We start from the raw sequence: 18,682 nt of genomic DNA on the forward strand, positions 1-18,682 counted from the left end.
CTCAAACCGAAGCCAGATCGACCGCCGCGTCGATGTCCACCGCCACGATGCGCGACACCCCGGGCTCCCGCATGGTGACTCCCGCCAGGTATTGAGCAATTTCCATCGTGGCCTTGTTATGGGTAATGAAGAGAAATTGTACTTTCTCGGACATTTCTTTTACCAATTGGCTGAACCGCCCGACGTTGGCGTCGTCCAGCGGCGCGTCCACCTCGTCCAGCAGGCAGAAGGGCGCGGGGTTCAGCTCGAAGATGGAGAATACCAGGGCCGCCGCCGTCAGCGCCTTTTCGCCGCCGGAGAGAAGGTGGATCGAGCTGTTGCGCTTGCCGGGCGGCTGGGCCATGACGCTCACCCCGGCGCTCAGCGGGTTGTTTTCCGTGAGCTCCAGGGCGGCTCTCCCGCCGCCGAAAAGCTTGGGGAACATGCGCTGAAAGCCGGCATCGATCTTTTCGAAGGTCTCCTTGAACCGCGCCCGGCACTCCCGGTCGATCTTTTCGATGGCCTGCTCGAGCGTCGCCAGGGACTCGGTGAGATCCCGGTCCTGTTCCTCCAGATAGCGCTGACGCGCCTCCTGCTCCTGATATTCCTGCATCGCCGTCAGATTGACCGGCCCGAGCCGGTCGATCTCCTCCCCCAGGCGGGTGACCGACGCCTGCCAGGCGCTTTCCTCGGCTTCTTCCGGCAACTCCGCCACGATCGCCGCGGGCGCCGCCCCGAGTTCCGCAAACTGCTCCTCGATGCCTTGGCGGCGGACTTCGGCGGTCTGCCAGGCCAGCTTGATCTGGCCGATATTTTCCCGCAAGACCGCCAGCTCGTGCTCCGCGCGCTGGCGATCTCCCGAAACGCGCCGGATGTCCGATTCGAGTTCGCTGAGCCGGCGGCGCTGGCGCGTCATTTCGGCCTCCAGGACGCCGCGTTCCTCCGTCAGCGCCTCGAGGCGCAGCCGTTCGTCCTCCAGAGGCGTCTCCGACTCCTCCAGCTTCCGGACGATGGCGGCGAGCCGGTCGGAAGTCTGGCCGTGCTGCTGCTCCAACCGCCGCAGATGGGAGCGGGTCAGCGATTCGTTCGATTCGAGCGTGGCTGCCCGGCTGCGGAGCGCGCGAACTTCCTCATGCAGCGACTTCTCCGCGGCCTCGGCACCGGCGAACGCATCCTCCAGCACCCGCCGCTCCGCCATCCGCTGCGCCGCCGCATCCTGCAGCCGGAGCGAATCGCTCTCGGCCGCCCGCAAGGCCTCCTCGGCTTCGGCACGCTTCTCGGCGAGTTCCACGCCCTGGTCGACCAGCTCGTCGAGCTCATGGCCGAGCTGGGTCAGGCGATGCCCCAATTGTTCGCTCCTGGCTTCGGCCGCGGCCAACTCCGACCGCGCGCGGGAAAGCTGCGCGGAAAGGTCGTCACCCTTCTTCCTTGCCTCGCGCCACGTCGCCTCCAGGCGCTCCAGTTCCGTCTCGGCTTCCGCTGCCTCCGCTTCCAGAACTTCGGACTGCTCCCTCAGCTCGTCGGCCTGCCGCCGGCATTCGCGCAGCTCCCGCTCGCGGGCAAGCGCGCCGGCATGTCCTGCATCCGGCTTCTGCACCAGCATCCAGCCCTTCCCGATACGGATTCCGCCGGGCGTCACCACGGACTCGTGCGGCTGCAGCGATCGCGCCCGGTCCGCCGCCTCCGCCGGATCGGACGCGCAGTAAATCCCTCCCAGCAAGCCTTCGATGGCCAGGGGAGCGCGGACACGGTCCAGCAGACGCTGCCCGGCGGACCATTCGGGGGCCTCCCCTTGCCGATACTCGCAAAGTGCCAAAGACTCCGCCGGCTCCTGGGTCTGGAGGTTCGCGGCGTAAGGCGCCAGACTGTCGACGCATACCGCTTCGAGGTGCATCCCCAGGACCGTCTCCACGGCATTCTCCCAACCGGGCGACACCTCGATCTTCTCGCCCAAACGGTCGGCGCCCGAGAGTTGCCATGCGTCGAGCAACGTCTCCAGGGCACCGCGGTCGCGCCCCATCGCATGGCGTTGCAGGGTCTCGAGCGAAGCGACCTTCCCCTGCAAGGCGTGCAGGCCGGCCCGAATCCGGTTCAGGCGTTCACGCGCGGAGCGCAGCCGTTCACGCTGCCGCTCCGCTTCCCCTGCCAATGCTTCGGCCGCGCCGAGCATCTCTTCCCGCTCCGCCTCGAGGCCGGCCGCGTCCGCGCGGAGCGCTTCCACGTCCAGGCCGGCAAGCACGCGCTCCAGTTCCGACTGCTGTTGCGACAGGCGCTGGCGCCGCCCGCCGAGCTGCTGCTCCTGCTCCCGCAGCTGCTGCAGCCGCGAACGCTGCAGAGCCGCCTGCCCTTCGAGCTTGTGCCGATCGCCAGTCAGCGCTTCCAAGCCTTCGCGGCACTCCTTCAGCTTCGCTTCCGCGGTTTGCCGAACCGAAACCGCTTCCGCCTCCTCCCGCTCCAGAGAGGCCAGCGTTCCGACGAGTTCGGCCGCCTCCGCACGTACCTCCTCGAGCCGAAACCGGTCTTCGTCGCGGTCGGATTCGGCTTTCCGCAATTCGGCCTCGACCCGCTCCCGCTCCTGAACCAGTTCCTCCCTCGACTTCCGGGTGTGGCGTATGAACTGATCCAGGCGGCTGATTTCCGCGCCCAGTTCGTAGAACCGTCCCTGCTGGGCATCGAGTTTTTCCTGGGCGCCGCCGCGGAGCCGGGCCAGCTCCTCCAGCCGCCCCTCGCAGGCATGCTCCTCGCCGGTGAGTCGCCGGAACCGCTCCTCCGAGTCCTTCAGTTCGCCTCGGAGCCGATCGAGTTGCCGCTCCAGCGTACGCCAGCGCAGCCCGAGCAGTTCGAGCTTGAGCCGGCGCTCTTCGTCGCGCAAGGCTATGAATTTCTCGGCCTTCCTGGCCTGGCGCTGCAGATGCCCCAGCTGCCGTCCGACTTCCTCGCGCAAATCGGCCAGGCGCTCGAGGTTCTCGCGGGTATGGCGCATCCGTTGCTCGGTCTCGTGCCGGCGCTCCTTGTACTTGGAAATGCCGGCCGCCTCTTCGATGACTTCGCGCATTTCGTCCGGCTTCGCCTCGATCAACCGGGAAATCGTGCCCTGCTCGATGATCGCATAGCTGCGCGCGCCCAGCCCCGTACCCAGGAACAGATCGGTGATGTCCTTGCGGCGGCAGCGCGTGCCGTTCAGGAAATAGCTCGACTGGCCGTCGCGGGCAACCTGGCGCCGGATGGCGATCTGCTGATACTTCCCGTATTCGCCCCCGGCCCGTCCGGAAGAGTTGTCGAAAACCAGCTCGACGGAAGCCAGGCTCGCCGGCTTCCGGGTGCTGGAGCCGTTGAAGATGACGTCCGCCATGGTTTCGCCGCGCAAATGGCGCGCCGAGCTTTCCCCCATGACCCAGCGCACCGCGTCTATGACATTCGACTTGCCGCAGCCGTTCGGCCCCACCACCCCCACCAGGTTGCCCGGCAAGGGTATGGTCGTCGGATCCACGAAGGACTTGAAACCGGCGATCTTGAGCTTTTCCAGTCGCATGGGGATTCAGGACGATGACACCGGAAGGGGCGTCGGGACGGCGATTGTTCGGGGCTGGCGTAACACGCTATTATACAGGTCAAAGCCGGCACCTGCCCGAATGTCGGGCGCCGGATGCACCACAGCAATACACGAACGACGCCTGATGCCTTCCCAACCTAGCAAGACCCTGGAAACCTTCGACAATCCCCGTCCGGAACACGACTACACGATCCGCATCGAAATTCCCGAATTCACCTGCCTGTGCCCCAAGACCGGGCAGCCCGACTTCGCGACGATCCTGCTGGAATACGTCCCCGACCGGCAGTGCATCGAACTCAAATCGCTGAAAATGTACGTCTGGTCCTTCCGGAACGAAGGGGCCTTTCACGAAGCCGTGACCAACGCCATTCTGGACGACCTGGCCCGCGCCTCATCTCCTCGATTCATGCGTGTGACCGCGAGATTCAACGTACGCGGCGGTATTTACACGACCGTGGTGGCGGAACGGCGCGCGCAGGGCTGGGAACCGGCGGCCCCGGTCGCCCTGCCCTAGGGCGTCATTTCCGTTTTTCGAGCAGGCTCTCGCGCCAGGCCCCGGACAGCGCATCCAGATTCAGCAGCCTGGCAATGACCTCTTGCTGCCTGGGTCCTTTGACCAGGGCCAGCATGGCCTCGCGCACGCTGACGCGTCCCGGGTCCTCCGCAATGCGCTCCAGCCTGTCGCCGACCCGGAGCTCTCCTTCTTCCAGCACCCTCAGGTAGAACCCCACGCGGCCGGAGACGAGAAAGCGTTTGGGAAAGGTGTTGTCGCCCACCTTGACGCCGAGCTTGAAGCAGGGAACCCTGGGCTGCGTCACCTGGAACAGTACCGGCCCCGCCCGGAACTTGTCGCCTATGTGCACCTCGTCATCGCCACCGCCGGCGAGGGTCAAATTCTCCCCGAAATAACCGCAGGGCAGGGTTTCGATACCGAGGTCCTCCCGCCAGTAGCCGTAGTTGTCGGCGCTGTAGGCATAAACCGCCTTGTCGGGTCCGCCGTGGTTTTCCCGGTCGACTTGAACGTCACCCTCGATGCCGGCCGCTCCGACTCTGACGGGGTGATCGACCGGCGTCTTGTAGATGCCCGTGCCGATGCGGCGGCCGGCATGTTCGATCAGGCGTTCGCTGCCGATGCTGATCCCTACGATTTTCATGAAGCCGAACCCCGGTCGATGGCGTCCCGCACCGGCGCAAAGCTGCGCCGGTGGCAAACACTCACGCCCAGGCTGGATAAGCGATCGACGTGCATTCGCGTCGGGTAACCCTTGTGCACCCCCAGCGCGTAGCCTGGACAAAGCCGATCCAGCACCTGCATCTCCCGATCCCTGAAGACCTTGGCGAGAATCGATGCGGCCGCGATCTCGGCCACCGAAGCGTCCCCGCCGACGATGGCCTCGCCGGGGCAATCCAAGGGGGGGTAACGGTTGCCGTCCACCTTGATCCAGTCCGGCGGAACGGGCAGCGCGGCGACCGCCCGGCACATGGCCAAATGAGTGGCTTGCAGGATATTGAGCCGGTCAATTTCAGCCACTTCCGCCCGCCCCACCGCCCAGGCCAGGGACTCCGACCTGATGCGGCCGGCCAGCGCCAATCTGCGCTCCGGACTCAGCCGTTTCGAATCGTCGAAGCCGCCGGTATCCTGGCCGGGAGCGAAAATGACCGCCGCGGCGATCACCGGACCGGCGATGCAACCGCGCCCCACCTCGTCGATGCCTGCAACCAGACGCGCCACCCAAAGCCCCCTCTTACAACGTTCAGCGGATGATGCTGCGGCCCTTCGCCCTCAGAAAATCCACCATGCAGGCGACCTCCGGTCCGTCCTCGCTCATTTCCTCCAGCAGGCGGATCGCTTCCTCGAGCTTGAAACCGGTCTTGTAGACGATTTTGTAGGCTTTCTTGATCTGCCTGATCGCCACCGAATCGAATCCGTTCCGCTCCAGTCCAACGGCATTGATTCCATGCGGCTTGGTCGGCCGCCCCCCCACCATCACATAGGGCGGCACGTCGCGGGAAATCACGCTGCCCATGGCGGAGAAGCTGTGCTGCCCTATCCGGCAGAATTGATGGACCAGGGAGAAGCCGCCGAGGATGGCGTCATCATCGACCCTCACATGGCCCGCCAGGGAGGCCGCGTTGGCCATGATGACCCGGTTTCCGATCACACAGTCGTGGGCCACGTGGGTATAGGCCATGAAGAGGTTGTCGTCGCCGATGCGGGTAACCCCCTTGTCCTGAACCGTGCCGCGATGGAGAGTGACGAACTCGCGTACCACGTTCCGGTCGCCGATTTCCAGCACGGTCGGTTCACCGCGGTACTTCTTGTCCTGCGGGTCCTCGCCGACCGAGGCGAACTGGAAAATGCGGTTGTCGCCGCCGATCCGGGTAGCGCCCCGGATAACGACGTGAGGGCCGATGACCGTTCCCGCTCCGATACTGACGCCGCTACCGACGATGGAATAGGCACCGATCTCGACGCCTTCTCCGATATCCGCCGCCGGATCGACGATCGCCGTCGGGTGGATCAAGAGCCCTGCTCCGCAGCTGCACACATGATCTCGGCGCTGGCCACGAACTCGCCTTCGACGTCGGCACGGCAGGCGAACGCCCAGATGTTCCGCTTGTGGCGCAAATACGTCGCCTCGAGCCGAAGCTGGTCGCCCGGCACGACGGGGCGCTTGAAACGCACCTTGTCGAGCCCGACCAGGTAGTAGGTCGCCCCCTTGCCGAGCACGTCGGGCGCCGTCTCCGAGGCGAGCAGGCCGGTCGTCTGCGCCAGCGCCTCGATGATCAGCACCCCCGGCATGATCGGCACATGCGGGAAATGCCCCTGAAAGAAAGGTTCGTTATAAGTGACGTTTTTAATGGCGAGCAGCCGGTTTCCGGGCTCGCACTCCAGCACTCTATCTACCAGAAGAAACGGGTAACGATGAGGCAAAAAGTCCTTGATCGCTTGAATATCCAATACTTTTTCCTTCTCGGGTTTCGTCGTCAGGCCATCAACCCGAATCCGGTCTATTTCTTCTTGCCCGAGGGACGGTAGCTCGCAACCAGCCTCTTCTCGACTTTATCGGTCACGTCGATGCTTTCCGCCGCATAGACCACGCCGTCGGTCAGCAGCAGATCGAAGCTTTCCTCCTTTGCGAGCGACTGGATCGCCTCGAAGATTTCCTTCTGAAGCTGGGCCAGCTCCTCGTTTCTCCGCAAGTTGAAGTCCTCGCGGAATTCATCCTGCGCCCTCTTGGCTTCGCGCTTGCGGTTCATGAGATCGCGCTCCTGCTCCTTGGTGATCTCCCCGCCTTTCGCCAGACGCTCTTCCAGGGACTTGATCTCCTTCTGTTCCGCGACCAGTTTCTTGTCCCTGCCGGAGAATTCCTTCTCCAGTTCCTTCTTGGCGGCTTCAGCCTGCGGCGCTTTTTCCAACAACCGCCCCACGTTGACGAAGCCGATCTTGATGTCAGCCGCGCAGGGTTCGGCAAAGACCGCCGCCGACATGAGCAAAGGCAATAGAACTTTCCGTACCATATTCCTCTCCGATGATGAATGTTGACCGCGGCAGAAATGCCGCTGATTCGGGAACCTGTCCTTACCCCTAAGCCGCGAGGGGCTCGGCCGGGCTTTCACAGACGCCGGGAAACCCGCCGCATTATACAAAAATACTCGCCCCTGCCCGACACGCGGGGTCACATGCCCTGGAATCCGGAGCCGAAATTGAACTGAAAATGCTGAATCCGATCCCCGCTCTGGGAGTTTAGCGGCTGGGCGATCGAGAACATCAGGGCGCCGAAGGGGGACAGCCATTTGGCCGAAATTCCCGTCGAGAAACGCAGGTCCGAAAGCTCGGGCGAATTGGTGAACACATTCCCTCCGTCGACAAAGGTTCCCAAACGGACGCTCTTCAGTTTCTCACCGGCGAACGGCACCGGGAACAGCAACTCCACCGAGCCGGTCAGTTTGCTGTTGCCGCCAAAAGCAAAGCCCCGGCTGTCCCTGGGGCCCAGCGAGTTCGGCTGGTACCCGCGCACGGAATTCGGGCCGCCGGCGTAAAAATGCTCCCAGAAAGGAAGGACGCTGTTGCCGCCGCCGCCATAGCCGCCGCCGTAGCCGATATCGCCGTTCAGCCACAGCGTCAGATCCTGGGTCAGAGGAAAATACTGCTCCAGCCGCACGTTGGCCTTGTAATATTGCAGGGTACTGAATGGCAGCGCGAACAGTCCCGTCAGCCGCTGCGCGCCACCGCTGGTAGCGAATATCGCGCGATTCAGGGTGTCGTGAGTCCAGCCGAGGGAGGACGAATAGGTCGAATATTCGCTGCCGTGTTCGACGATGAACTCCCTGATCTGTGCCGAAGACTGAGAAGTAGTCTTGAGTTTGGTATTGCTGTAATCGAGGTTGGTCCGAATGCTGTCGAACTCGCCGATGGGCAGGCCCCAGTTGCCGCCCACCTGGAACACGTTGGTGATGTAGTTGGCCACAAAATTCGAAGAGCTCGTATTGGTATCGCGATAGCTGATGTCGAACCCGCTGCTGATACCATCCAGCGTGGCGTAAGGGTTGAAATACCCCAAAGCGTAGATCGTGTTGATCTGGCTGTTGTTGAAATTGAAACTGACGCGCTTGCCGCTGCCGAAAATATTGTCCTGGGTTACGGCGGCATTGAAGATGATACCCTGGAACTGGGAATATCCCACGCCCGCCGTCAGGTTGCCGGAGGACTTTTCGGTCACACTGTAGTTGACGTCGATCTGGTCCGTAGTCCCTGGGACGGCGGGCGTTTCCACGTTGACGTCCTGAAAATAGCCGAGACGCTCTAGCCTCGTCTTGGACCGCTCGATCTTCGTGGTCGACGCCCAGGCCGCCTCCATCTGCCGCATTTCCCTGCGCAGCACCTCGTCCCGCGTCTTGGTATTGCCCTGGAAATTGATCCGCCTGACGTAAACCTGCTTGCCTGGATCGACGAAGAAGGTGATGTTTACGGTTTTCTTCTCCTGATTGATGTCCGGCACCATGTTGACGTTGGCGAAGATGTAGCCCTCCTCGCCCAGCCGGTCGGAAATGCCCTTCTGGGTTTCCGTAGCCAGTTTCCTGGAAAAAGTGTCCTCCGGTCCGATACGCACCAAGGGGACCAGCTGTTCCGGCGGCACGATGGTTTTGCCGGTCAGCCTGACCTGCTCCACCTGGAAAACCTCGCCCTCCTTGACGTTGATGGTGATATATATTTCCTTCTTGTTGGGCGTGATCGAAACCTGGGTGGACTCGATTTCGAAATTGATGTAGCCGCGATCGAGATAGTAGGAGCGCAGCCGCTCCAGGTCCGCCGACAGCTTCTGCTTGGAATACTGGTCGTCCTTGGTATAGAAAGACAGGAGATTGGACGTGCTCAGCTCGAAATCCTGGGTCAGCTCTTCGTCGCTGAAGGCGTTATTGCCGATGATATTGATCTGTTTTATGCGGGCGACGCGGCCCTCGGCGATATTGATATTGACCGCCACGCGGTTCCGGGGAAGCTCGGTCACCTGGGAATCGATTTTCAGACTGTATTTGCCCCGGCTGTAATACTGACGCCGCAGTTCCTGTTCGACCTTGTCGAGAATCTGCCGGTCGAACACCTTGCCCTCCGCCAGACCGATTCCCTTGAGCGCCTTCAGCAGATCCTCGCTCCCGATGTCGTGGTTGCCGTCGATCTTCACGCTGGAAATGGAAGGACGCTCTTCGACGTAGATGATCAACCTGCCGTCATCCTCGTCCAGCCGGACATCCTTGAAAAAACCCGTCTTGAACAGCGCCTTGATCACCTCCGCCGACTGTTTTTCGTCGAGGGTGTCGCCTTCCCGAACCGGGAGGTAGTTGAACACCGTGCCCTCGGAAATCCGCTGCAGCCCTTCGATCCGGATATCCCGGATGACGAACGGCTCGAAGGCGAGCAGCAGGGATGGCCAGGTCAGGATCAGCAGCCATGCGCACAGGGTGCGCACGGATTTCGCCGCGCCGGAAAATGCAGCAAAACTATCGTTCAAGGGCTTGGCCGGAAGCGGTGGGATACGGCATGCGGAACTTCGGAACCGGTCGGTCATTCGCTTCGCAGATCTTCCTCGAGCTGTTCGAGGCTGATATGCCGAATTATCTTCCCCTTGGCGTAGTAGATGACGTATTCGCCGATGTTGCAGGCACGGTCGCCGACGCGCTCGAGCGCCCGCGCGGACCACATGATGTTGAGGGACACGGGAATGGTGCGGGGATCTTCCATCATGTAGGTAATCTGCTGGCGCAGGATGGTCTCGTACTCGCGGTCCGCGAGACGGTCGTCCTGCACCACGCGGAGGGCGGCGTCCACGTCGATGCGCGCAAAGGAGTCCAGGGCGCCGCGCAGAAGGTTGCGCACGTACCTGGCCAATTCCTCGATCTCCGAAAGCTGGTTCCTGCGGGGAAAATGGCCAACCATGTCCAGGGTATGGCGCGCGATCCGTTTCGCCTCGTCGCCGATCCGCTCCAGATCGGTGATGGTCTTGATGACGACCACGACGAGCCTCAGGTCCCGAGCGGTCGGCTGGCGCCGGGCCAGGATCTGGGTGCATTCGTCGTCGATGGAGACTTCCATCGTATTGACTTTATAATCGTCCGCGATGACGCGTTCGGCAAGTTCGGCGTTGCCTTCCAGCAGCGACTTCACCGCCGAAGCCACCTGCTCCTCCACCAGTCCCCCCAAGGTCAGAACCCGGCTGCGAATATCCAGCAACTCGTGGTCGAACTGCTTGGACGTATGCTGATGCTGGTGCTCGGGGTCGAGGAAGGACGGCATGGCTTGGCTGGCGGCTGTCTCGGATGGCGAAGCTGCGGACGAATGGGCAACGATTCTACCAACTCGGCTGGCGCGGTAAAAGACGACGAGGCGTGGAGCGTTTCCCAATCTTCCGGAAATTCACGGCTATCCTATAGAATCCAGCCCATCCAATAAAATCCATGCCCCATTCCCACCTTCAACCCGGCATCGCCCGTCCACAATATCTGCAAAACCTGGAGACTTCGGAAAGATGACGTTTTCATTAAAGCGGCGCCGACTGGGCCGCTCCTGGCGGAATATATGAAAATACTGGTCACCGGCACCGCCGGCTTCATCGGATCGCACCTGGCCCACAAGCTGCTGGACCGGGGCGATGAAATCATCGGCATCGACAACGTCAACGATTACTACGACGTCGGCCTCAAAGAAGCGCGCCTCGCCCGGCTTCGCGCCCGCCCCGGCTTCACCGAGGTACGGATCGCCTTGGAGGAGCGCGAGAAACTGTTCGCCGTAGTTGCCCGGCACCGTCCCGAGCGGGTGGTGAACCTGGCGGCCCAGGCCGGCGTGCGGTATTCGCTGGAAAACCCGCACGCCTACGTCGACGCCAATCTGGTCGGCTTCTGCAACGTCCTGGAAGCCTGCCGCCACCATGAGGTGGAGCACCTGGTCTACGCCTCGTCCAGTTCGGTTTACGGCGCGAACACCGCGATGCCGTTCTCCGTGCACCACAACGTCGACCATCCGGTCAGCCTCTACGCCGCGACCAAGAAAGCCAACGAACTGATGGCCCATACCTACAGCCATTTGTTCGGGCTTCCCACCACCGGCTTGCGGTTCTTCACGGTCTACGGCCCGTGGGGGCGGCCGGACATGGCGCTGTTCAAGTTCACCCGCAGCATCCTGGCGGGGCAGCCGATCGACGTCTACAACTACGGCCACCACCGGCGGGATTTCACCTATATCGACGACATCGTGGAAGGCGTGGTGCAGACCTTGGACAAAGTCGCCGCGCCCGACCCGGAGTGGTGCGGCGACCGGCCCGACCCCGGCACCAGCCGGGCACCCTACCGGCTCTACAACATCGGCAACAACGAACCGGTCGAGCTGCTGCGCTTCATCGAGGTGCTCGAGCAATGCCTGGGACGCAAGGCCGAAATGAACCTGCTGCCGATGCAGGACGGCGACGTGCCCGATACCTATGCCGACGTCGACGACCTGATGCGCGATACCGGCTACCGGCCGGGAACCCCGATCGAGACCGGGATCGCGCGCTTCGTCGAGTGGTACCGGGATTATTACGGCGTCCGCTGAACCCGATGGATACGCCGGTTCTGGGTTTCGCCGCCTCCAGCGGTACCGGGAAAACCACTTTGCTGAAAATCCTGATTCCGCTGCTGAAGCGGGCAGGCCTGAAGGTCGCTGCGATCAAACACAGCCACCACAGCTTCGACGTGGACCACCCCGGCAAGGACAGTTTCGAACTGCGCGCCGCCGGCGCCACGCCGGTGATGGTCACCTCGTCGAAGCGCCGGGCCGTCATCACAGAACACGAGACTCCACGGGAACCCAGCCTCGCCGAGGAGCTCGCGCATCTCGATGGCTCCGGGCTGGACCTCATCCTGGTGGAGGGCTTCAAACACGAACGCTACCCCAAGATCGAGCTGCATCGTCCGGCCTTGGGCAAACCGCTGCTGTTTCCGGAAGACGACTCCATCATCGCCCTCGCGACGGACGGTCCGGAGACCTGCGATCCCCTTCCCATTCCGCGGCTCGATCTCAACGATCCCCGCCAGATCGCCGATTTCATCCTGGACTGGCTGCCCACGCGCGGCGGTTCGAATCAACCCCTGAGACCCTGTATCCCATGAAACGCAAAGGCATACTCGTCACCGGCGGCGCCGGCTACATCGGCAGCCATGTCGTCAAAACCCTGGGCGAGGCGGGCGAACGCCTGGTCGTGCTGGACAACCTGTCGACCGGCTTCCGCGATGCCGTCCTGTACGGCGACTTCGTCGAGGGCGACACCGGCGACGGCGCCCTGCTGGACAGGCTCCTGCGGGACTACGAAGTCGAGGCGGTCATGCACTTCGCCGCCCACACCATCGTGCCCGAATCGGTCGAAAACCCGCTGAAGTATTACGGCAACAACACCTGCAAGACCCGCACCCTGCTGGAGGCCTGTCAGAGGGCCGGGGTCAGCCATTTCATCTTCTCCTCGACCGCCGCTGTGTACGGCATCCCGGAGGGCGAATACGCGCTGGAAACCTCGCCGCTCGCGCCGATCAATCCTTACGGCAGCTCGAAGCTGATGAGCGAGATGATGCTGCGCGACCTGTCGGCCGCCAGCCCCTTGCGCCACGTGGTGCTGCGCTATTTCAACGTCGCGGGCTCCGACCCGGAAGGGCGGATCGGCCAAAGCACCCACAAAGCCACGCTGCTGATCAAGGTCGCGGCCGAAGTCGCCACCGGCAGGCGCGACCGCTTGTGCATCTTCGGCACCGATTATCCGACACCGGACGGCACCGGCATCCGCGACTACATCCACGTGTCGGACCTGGCCGAAGCCCATGTCGCCGCCCTCGCCTACCTGCGCGCCGGCGGCGAATCCAGGACGTTGAACTGCGGCTACGGCCACGGATACAGCGTGCGGGAGATCGTCGACACCATGAACCGCGTCAACGGCACCCCCATCGCGGTCGAGGAGCAACCACGCCGGGCCGGAGACCCTCCGCGCCTGATCGCCGGCGTGGGGCGCATCCGCGAAACCCTGGGATGGACGCCGCGCTACGACGACATCGAACTGATCGTGCGGACCTCGCTCGACTGGGAGCGCAAGCTGGCCGCCCGGAGCGGCGCCTGAAACTCAGTCAGCGGGAAACGCCGGCACGGTAGCTCGCGGCCACCGCCAGGAACGCGACGACGTCGTAAAGCGAGTGGATCAGGATGGGAACCAGCAGATTGCGCTCGCCCCCGACATCCAGGGCCAGCCCCAGATAGACACCGGTCAGGCCGGCCAGCAGGGCGTACAAGGGAGAAACCCAATGCACCAGGGCGAACACCAGGTTGCTGAAGACCAATCCTCCCAGCCAGCCCCAGTTGGCTTCGAACCAGGGCTGGAAAAATCCGCGGAACAGGATTTCTTCGGTGATGCCGGCGAGGAATCCGAGGAAAAGCAGGTCGGCCATTCCGCAGGCCGCGAGAAAAGGCCCCAGGCGGTCCACCAATACCCGTCTGATTTCTCTCAGGCCGGCGGCGCGGGTGCTGTAGGACCACTGGAACGCCAGGCACAGCGGCAAGGTTCCAACCAGCCCGTAGGCCAGACCCTCCAGGTCGAAACGCAGCGCGGCGATCGGGTCTATTCCCGCCAGACCGCCGAAGCCGAACGCCAGCAGCAGCAAGCCGCCTTCGAACACGGCCGCGAACTTGAGAAAGCCGCCGCGACGCGTCCTCACACATCCTCCCCGCCGGCGTCGCCGTCTTCCACCCGAAGGCTCAGATGCTCGGGCTTTGCCGGACTGTCCAGGCCCCGCGCCAGCGCGAGCAGGAATACGTCCATGACACCGTGGTAGGACAGCACGTAACGCACGAAGAACCGGAACGCCGGATGAAAAATGCTGTCGCGTTCGGTGATCGTCAGCACCGTCCCTTCATCGCCGTCCGCCTCGAGTTCGTACACCCAGACACCCCGCAGCGGCAGATGTTCGCCTGCCAGACAAGTGACCAGACGCCTCGGCGGCACGGCCTCCAGCACCCGGAACCGCACCTTCGCCCCCGCCGCGCACACTTCGTCCCAACTGGGAAGCCCGTCGACGTCCGGGGCCCGCTCCACGGCGGCGAGACCCGGCCGCCACAGCGGGAAGCTCCCGAAATCGGTGATGATCTCCCAGACCCGCTCTGGAGTCGCCGGTAGCCTGATCCGGCTCGCGGCTTGATGGGTTTTCGGCAAACGCGTGCCGAGCAGGACCAGGAGACCCACCGCCAGCAGCAGGAAACCGACGAGGAACAGGAGCGCGGTCATTCGCCGGCAGCCGGGTTCCGGTCCCGTTGAGACCAGCGGCCGAAGGGCATCGTCGACAAGCAGGTGTTGTAGTAGCGCGCGTCGTGGGTGACTTCCTCGCCCGCCCATTCCGGCAGCTCGAAGGGTTCCTCGGGATGATCGAGTTCGAGTTCGGCCACCACCAGGCCGGCGTTCTCTCCTTCGAACACATCGACCTCCCACAGCCTGCCCGCCACCGGGACGAAATAGCGCACCTTCTCGATCAACGGTTTGCAGCTCAGTTCCTTGAGCATGGATTCGCCGTCGGCGACCGGTATCTCGTATTCGTATTCATGGCGCTGGGCTCCGATCGTTGCACTCTTGATGTTGAGCCAGGCCCGCTCGCCACTGATCCGGACCCGCACCGAACAGCGCTGCTCGTCGTTCAGATAGCCCTGGCAGATGCGCATGGAATCGCTCACCGCCTTGCGCCAGCCCTCGCCGCGCACCAGGAACTTCCTTTCGATTTCAAGCCCCATGCTTCACCGCCGTCCACGCCTGCCGCGCCACCACCGGCGCAGTTGTTTCTCGTTGAAGAACAGCAGCGCCAGCCCTGAATAGCCGCAACCCGCAAGCCACGCGCCGTGGTAGAAGGAGCCCACCGCCGCCATGAGGGAAAACAGGACGATGATGTCTTTCAGTGCCGCCACCAGACGGTCATGCTCGTCCATAACCCACCCCCTTCGGCCCCTGCCGGGCAAAGACATCCGGCCCGCTGCCGCCTTCAGGATTCACGCGCCGCCCACTCCCCGCCCTCGGGATGCATCCAATCCTCCCAGTAGGGCGTGGGATGAAACCGCTCGTGGAGGAAGTCCACGAAGGTGCGCACCTTGGCCGACAAATGCTTGCGGTGCGGGTAAACGGCGTGGATGTCCGCCGCCGCCGGCACGTAATCGGTCAATACCGCCTGGAGCCTGCCTTTGCGGATGTCCTGGCCGACCATGTAAGTCGGCAGCAGGACCAGGCCCAGGCCGCTGATGGCCGCCATGCGCAGGGCATCCGCCGAGTTCGCCTCCAGGGTGCCGGAGACCTTGATGACCGTCGACTTGCCGTCCTGCGACACGAACTGCCACTGGTCGCGCGGCGGCAGGCTCGAATTGCTCAGGCAGTTGTGCTTCTTGAGGTCTTCCGGCGTCTTGGGCACGCCGCGTTTCTCGAAATAGCCCGGCGCGCCGCAGACGATGCGCTGGGATGTGCCGAGTTTGCGCGCGATCAGGCTGGAGTCGCGCAGCTCGTCGAGGTGAATGGCGAGATCGAAACCTTCTTCCACCAGGTCGACGTAGCCCGCCTGCAGCACCAGCTCCACGTTGACGTCTGGATAGATTTCCAGGTAAGCCGCGATCGCCGGGGCCAGATGGTAGGCGCCGAAAAAGGGCGCGGCGTTGAGCTTGAGCGTCCCTCGGGGTTCCGTCTGCAAACGCGTCACGGCCAGTTCGGTCTCTTCCAGGTCGTCCAGGATCTGCAGGCAGCGCTCCAGGTAGACCATGCCGACCTCGGTCAGGCTCAAATGGCGCGTGGTCCGGTTCAAGAGCCGGACCCCCAAACTGTTTTCGAGCTGCATCACGTGCTTGGTCGCCATGGCCCGCGACAGCCCCATTTCCTTGGCGGCAGACGCGAAGCTTCCCGCTTTCGCGACCTTGGTGAATACGACCATGCTCGTGAGTTTGTCCATGTCCTGTCCCGACTAAAGTGCTATTTATTGAAACAATTCGTAAATTTTATTGGATATTGTAAACCATGGCGTGGTTTCCTATAGTCAGTTCAAACCCTACCGACAATGGAGAACCCCCGTGCGTACTCAAATCCTCTTGCTGACGGCCGCCTTCGGCCTCTTGACCACCCCTGGATGGGCACAGGACGACATCCGGACCATCGCTGCGAACAACGCTGCCGAATGGAACCAGGCGTTCGCGGACGGCAAGGTCGATGAAATCGTTTCGCTGTACACGGCGGATGCCATTTTGGTGCAGCCGAACGGAAAAGTCTCCCGCGATCCGGGCGAAATCCGCAACTTCTGGCGGACCTTGATCGACCAGGGCGCGTTCAAAATCGATATCGTAGATGTTAAAGGCGAAAAAGACGACACCATCGTCACGACCACCACCTTGTCCGACCTAAAGACGTTGCAGGATTCGCACCAGACGCTCCGGTACCACTACGACGGCGTGCTGTACAGCGTACTCAAACGCCAGAGCGACGGCAGTTGGAAAGCCCAGGTCCAGCAGTGGTCGGAACGATCCCGTGGCTGAAACCGGGAACGCCGGCTGCCGCTCCCGGCACATGCCCGGGCTCTCCTCTCTTCCCAAGAACGAGCTTCCGCTGAAGCTCGTTCTTGCTTCCCCCGGGCCAGGCGGTCCGCCTCCCCGATTCCGATCCCTGAGGGCCGCTCCCAAGGCCGGCTTTTCCTAGTAAAATACCTGGGATTTATCTCCCCGAAGGCGCCCCGCCGTTCGGGCGATTTACCACCACCCAACCAACAAGGAGACACGCCATGACCCATGAACTGCCCGCTCTGCCCTATGCAAAAAACGCCCTGGAACCGCATATTTCGGCCGAAACTCTGGAGTTCCACTACGGCAAGCATCACCAGACCTACGTCACCAACCTGAACAACCTGATCCCGGGCACGGAATACGAAAACCTGTCCCTGGAAGAGATCGTCCGCAAGGCGCCGGCCGGCGGCGTCTTCAACAACGCGGCCCAGATCTGGAACCACACCTTCTATTGGAACAGCCTTTCCCCGAACGGCGGCGGCGAGCCCACCGGCGCGCTGGCCGAAGCCATCGTCAAGAGCTTCGGCTCGTTCGAGAAGTTCAAGGAAGAATTCACCAAATGCGCGGTAACCACCTTCGGCTCGGGCTGGGCCTGGCTGGTGAAGAACGCCGACGGCAGCCTGGCGCTGGTCAGCACCGGAAACGCCGGCTGCCCGCTGACGTCGGGCCAGACCCCTCTGCTGACCTGCGACGTGTGGGAACACGCCTATTACATCGATTACCGGAACGCCCGCCCGAAATACGTGGAAGCCTTCTGGAACCTGGTGAACTGGGAATTCGCCGCGGCCAATTTCGCCGGCTGAAGCCTTCCTTTGCGCGAAAGAGAGCCCTTGTCCTGACGGACGAGGGCTTTTTTGTGCTCGCCGGTGTAATAGAATTCGCATCCACGACATCCACCGCTCGAGGGTTCAACCGTGCTTTCCGTCCTGGTGACCGGCGCCAACCGCGGACTCGGTCTCGAATTCACCCGCCAGTACCTCGGCGCCGGCTGGCGGGTGATCGCCACCTGCCGCCATCCCCATGACGCCACCGAACTGCGCGAACTGGCCAAGCGCTACGAGCATCTGGCCATCCATGCGGTCGACGTGCGGAACTTCGTTGCGATCGATCAACTGGCCTCGGCCCTTGCCGGTCAACCGATCGACGTCCTCATCAACAACGCCGGCATCTATGGCGACGGGCCCGGCAACGGTTTCGGGACCATCGATTACGACCTGTGGCAGGACGTCTTCAAGACCAACGCCATGGCGCCCGTGAAAATGGCTGAAAGCTTCCTTCCGCATCTGAAACTCGGGAACCGCAAGCTGATCGTGGGCATCACCAGCCTGATGGGCAGCATGGGCGACAACACCAGCGGCAACGCGATCTGTTACCGCTCCAGCAAGGCGGCGCTGAACGCCGCGTTCAAAAGCCTGTCCCTGGACCTCGAGCCGCTCGGTGTAGGCGTGCTGATCCTCAACCCCGGCTGGGTGCTGACCGACATGGGCGGCCCGAGGGCGACGACGACCGCGGACAAGAGCATCGGCGGCATGCGGCGGATCATCGACGAGTACACGCCGGCACTGTCCGGCCGCTTCATGAATTTCGACGGCAGAGAATTGCCGTGGTAACCGGTCTTCGACCTCAAGGACGCCATCATGCCGAACAAACCGCTTTCCGTCCCGGCCCTGCTCCTGCTGGCGGGCATCGGCGCCGCCATGCCGGCGGCGCAAGCCGACGACTATGGCACCACCACGACGCTCAAGCTGGGCAGCGGTCTGTCGAACCTGACCCTGGGCTGGCTGGAAATCCCCAAGAACATGATCAACACCAGCAACCAGACCAACGTCCTGTTCGGCATCTCCGGAGGACTGTTCAAGGGACTGCTGCACACGGTCGGACGTACGCTCACCGGCGCCGTGGACTTCCTCACCTTCCCGGTGCCGACCGAGCCGATCGCCCACCCGGAATTCGTCTGGCAGAAGTTTTCCGACGAGACCAGCTATGGCCCGGCGTTCACCTCCGGAACCTTCAAGGACCCGAAGCCGGCTCCGGCAGCCTCGCCCTACTCGAAGCTGTGAACC

Annotated in this window: 21 protein-coding genes; 8 read left to right on the forward strand and 13 right to left on the reverse strand. The window is 63.0% G+C overall.

The annotated features are described in order from the left end of the window. Position 1: 1 nt before the first annotated feature. The gene (gene smc / locus ABZN20_RS10690; RefSeq protein WP_367025240.1) at positions 2-3,511 is read right to left on the reverse strand and encodes a chromosome segregation protein SMC; all 3,510 of its coding nucleotides are present in this window, start codon (positions 3,509-3,511) and stop codon (positions 2-4) included. A gap of 145 nt (positions 3,512-3,656) precedes the next feature. Between smc and queF the strand changes: the two genes are divergently transcribed. Then, complete coding sequence (queF, locus tag ABZN20_RS10695; protein WP_218807806.1) at positions 3,657-4,046, forward strand: preQ(1) synthase; 390 nt, start codon at positions 3,657-3,659, stop codon at positions 4,044-4,046. Between the two features lie 4 nt (positions 4,047-4,050). Here queF and ABZN20_RS10700 read toward each other — a convergent pair whose 3' ends face one another. The 7 genes from ABZN20_RS10700 to phoU form a co-directional block, all read right to left on the reverse strand. Beyond that, positions 4,051-4,686, reverse strand: a complete 636-nt coding sequence (locus tag ABZN20_RS10700; RefSeq protein ID WP_367025241.1) for an MOSC domain-containing protein — start codon at positions 4,684-4,686, stop codon at positions 4,051-4,053. Next, positions 4,683-5,264 (reverse strand): ribonuclease HII, encoded by a 582-nt coding sequence (locus ABZN20_RS10705; protein WP_218807808.1) that lies wholly within the window; start codon positions 5,262-5,264, stop codon positions 4,683-4,685. Before ABZN20_RS10705 ends, ABZN20_RS10700 begins: the two co-directional genes overlap by 4 nt. 22 nt (positions 5,265-5,286) lie before the next feature. Next, complete coding sequence (lpxA, locus tag ABZN20_RS10710) at positions 5,287-6,057, reverse strand: acyl-ACP--UDP-N-acetylglucosamine O-acyltransferase (RefSeq protein WP_367025242.1); 771 nt, start codon at positions 6,055-6,057, stop codon at positions 5,287-5,289. Next, entirely contained in the window at positions 6,054-6,494 is a 441-nt protein-coding gene (fabZ, locus tag ABZN20_RS10715) for a 3-hydroxyacyl-ACP dehydratase FabZ (protein WP_266024309.1), read from the reverse strand. Before fabZ ends, lpxA begins: the two co-directional genes overlap by 4 nt. A gap of 50 nt (positions 6,495-6,544) precedes the next feature. Continuing rightward, a complete protein-coding gene (locus ABZN20_RS10720) occupies positions 6,545-7,054 on the reverse strand; it encodes an OmpH family outer membrane protein (RefSeq protein WP_367025243.1) in 510 nt (169 codons plus the stop codon). A gap of 158 nt (positions 7,055-7,212) precedes the next feature. After that, complete coding sequence (bamA, locus tag ABZN20_RS10725; protein WP_367025244.1) at positions 7,213-9,603, reverse strand: outer membrane protein assembly factor BamA; 2,391 nt, start codon at positions 9,601-9,603, stop codon at positions 7,213-7,215. Beyond that, complete coding sequence (gene phoU, locus ABZN20_RS10730; protein WP_218807813.1) at positions 9,600-10,328, reverse strand: phosphate signaling complex protein PhoU; 729 nt, start codon at positions 10,326-10,328, stop codon at positions 9,600-9,602. The genes bamA and phoU overlap by 4 nt, the downstream gene beginning before the upstream one ends. A gap of 282 nt (positions 10,329-10,610) precedes the next feature. On the opposite strand from phoU, the gene ABZN20_RS10735 reads away from it, so the two are divergent. From ABZN20_RS10735 to galE, 3 genes are read left to right on the forward strand one after another with little or no spacing between them, the layout of a single operon-like run. Next, positions 10,611-11,621 (forward strand): NAD-dependent epimerase, encoded by a 1,011-nt coding sequence (locus tag ABZN20_RS10735; RefSeq protein WP_367025245.1) that lies wholly within the window; start codon positions 10,611-10,613, stop codon positions 11,619-11,621. Between the two features lie 5 nt (positions 11,622-11,626). After that, positions 11,627-12,178 carry a molybdopterin-guanine dinucleotide biosynthesis protein B gene (gene mobB, locus ABZN20_RS10740; protein WP_367025246.1) on the forward strand — a complete coding sequence of 184 codons (552 nt, stop codon included), beginning with the start codon at positions 11,627-11,629 and terminating at the stop codon, positions 12,176-12,178. Further along, positions 12,175-13,170: a UDP-glucose 4-epimerase GalE gene (gene galE, locus ABZN20_RS10745; protein ID WP_367025247.1), complete on the forward strand. Its 996-nt coding sequence runs from the start codon at positions 12,175-12,177 to the stop codon at positions 13,168-13,170. Before mobB ends, galE begins: the two co-directional genes overlap by 4 nt. Positions 13,171-13,177: 7 nt before the next feature. Here the strand turns inward: galE and ABZN20_RS10750 are convergent, their stop codons facing one another. From ABZN20_RS10750 to ABZN20_RS10770, 5 genes are read right to left on the reverse strand one after another with little or no spacing between them, the layout of a single operon-like run. Beyond that, entirely contained in the window at positions 13,178-13,762 is a 585-nt protein-coding gene (locus tag ABZN20_RS10750) for a CPBP family intramembrane glutamic endopeptidase (RefSeq protein ID WP_367025248.1), read from the reverse strand. Then, on the reverse strand, positions 13,759-14,328 hold the full coding sequence (locus ABZN20_RS10755) for an SRPBCC family protein (RefSeq protein ID WP_367025249.1): 570 nt from the start codon (positions 14,326-14,328) through the stop codon (positions 13,759-13,761). The genes ABZN20_RS10750 and ABZN20_RS10755 overlap by 4 nt, the downstream gene beginning before the upstream one ends. Continuing rightward, positions 14,325-14,825, reverse strand: coding sequence for a CYTH domain-containing protein (locus ABZN20_RS10760; protein ID WP_367025250.1), 501 nt, complete (start codon positions 14,823-14,825; stop codon positions 14,325-14,327). Before ABZN20_RS10760 ends, ABZN20_RS10755 begins: the two co-directional genes overlap by 4 nt. Positions 14,826-14,828: 3 nt before the next feature. Continuing rightward, entirely contained in the window at positions 14,829-15,017 is a 189-nt protein-coding gene (locus tag ABZN20_RS10765) for a hypothetical protein (RefSeq protein ID WP_218807819.1), read from the reverse strand. Positions 15,018-15,070: 53 nt separating this feature from the next. Further along, positions 15,071-16,018: a LysR family transcriptional regulator gene (locus tag ABZN20_RS10770; protein WP_218807820.1), complete on the reverse strand. Its 948-nt coding sequence runs from the start codon at positions 16,016-16,018 to the stop codon at positions 15,071-15,073. A gap of 118 nt (positions 16,019-16,136) precedes the next feature. Here ABZN20_RS10770 and ABZN20_RS10775 point away from each other — a divergent pair, with 118 nt between their 5' ends. From ABZN20_RS10775 to ABZN20_RS10790, 4 genes are all read left to right on the forward strand, one after another. Continuing rightward, on the forward strand, positions 16,137-16,595 hold the full coding sequence (locus ABZN20_RS10775) for a YybH family protein (protein ID WP_218807821.1): 459 nt from the start codon (positions 16,137-16,139) through the stop codon (positions 16,593-16,595). A 242-nt stretch (positions 16,596-16,837) separates the two neighbouring features. Further along, the gene (gene sodB / locus ABZN20_RS10780; protein ID WP_367025251.1) at positions 16,838-17,422 is read left to right on the forward strand and encodes a superoxide dismutase [Fe]; all 585 of its coding nucleotides are present in this window, start codon (positions 16,838-16,840) and stop codon (positions 17,420-17,422) included. Positions 17,423-17,533: 111 nt separating this feature from the next. Continuing rightward, positions 17,534-18,229, forward strand: coding sequence for an SDR family oxidoreductase (locus ABZN20_RS10785; protein ID WP_218807823.1), 696 nt, complete (start codon positions 17,534-17,536; stop codon positions 18,227-18,229). A gap of 27 nt (positions 18,230-18,256) precedes the next feature. After that, the gene (locus tag ABZN20_RS10790) at positions 18,257-18,679 is read left to right on the forward strand and encodes an exosortase system-associated protein, TIGR04073 family (RefSeq protein WP_367025252.1); all 423 of its coding nucleotides are present in this window, start codon (positions 18,257-18,259) and stop codon (positions 18,677-18,679) included. The last annotated feature ends 3 nt before the right edge of the window (positions 18,680-18,682 follow it).

It is taken from the genome of Methylococcus sp. ANG, assembly GCF_040730495.1.
Classification (GTDB): Bacteria; Pseudomonadota; Gammaproteobacteria; order Methylococcales; family Methylococcaceae; genus Methylococcus.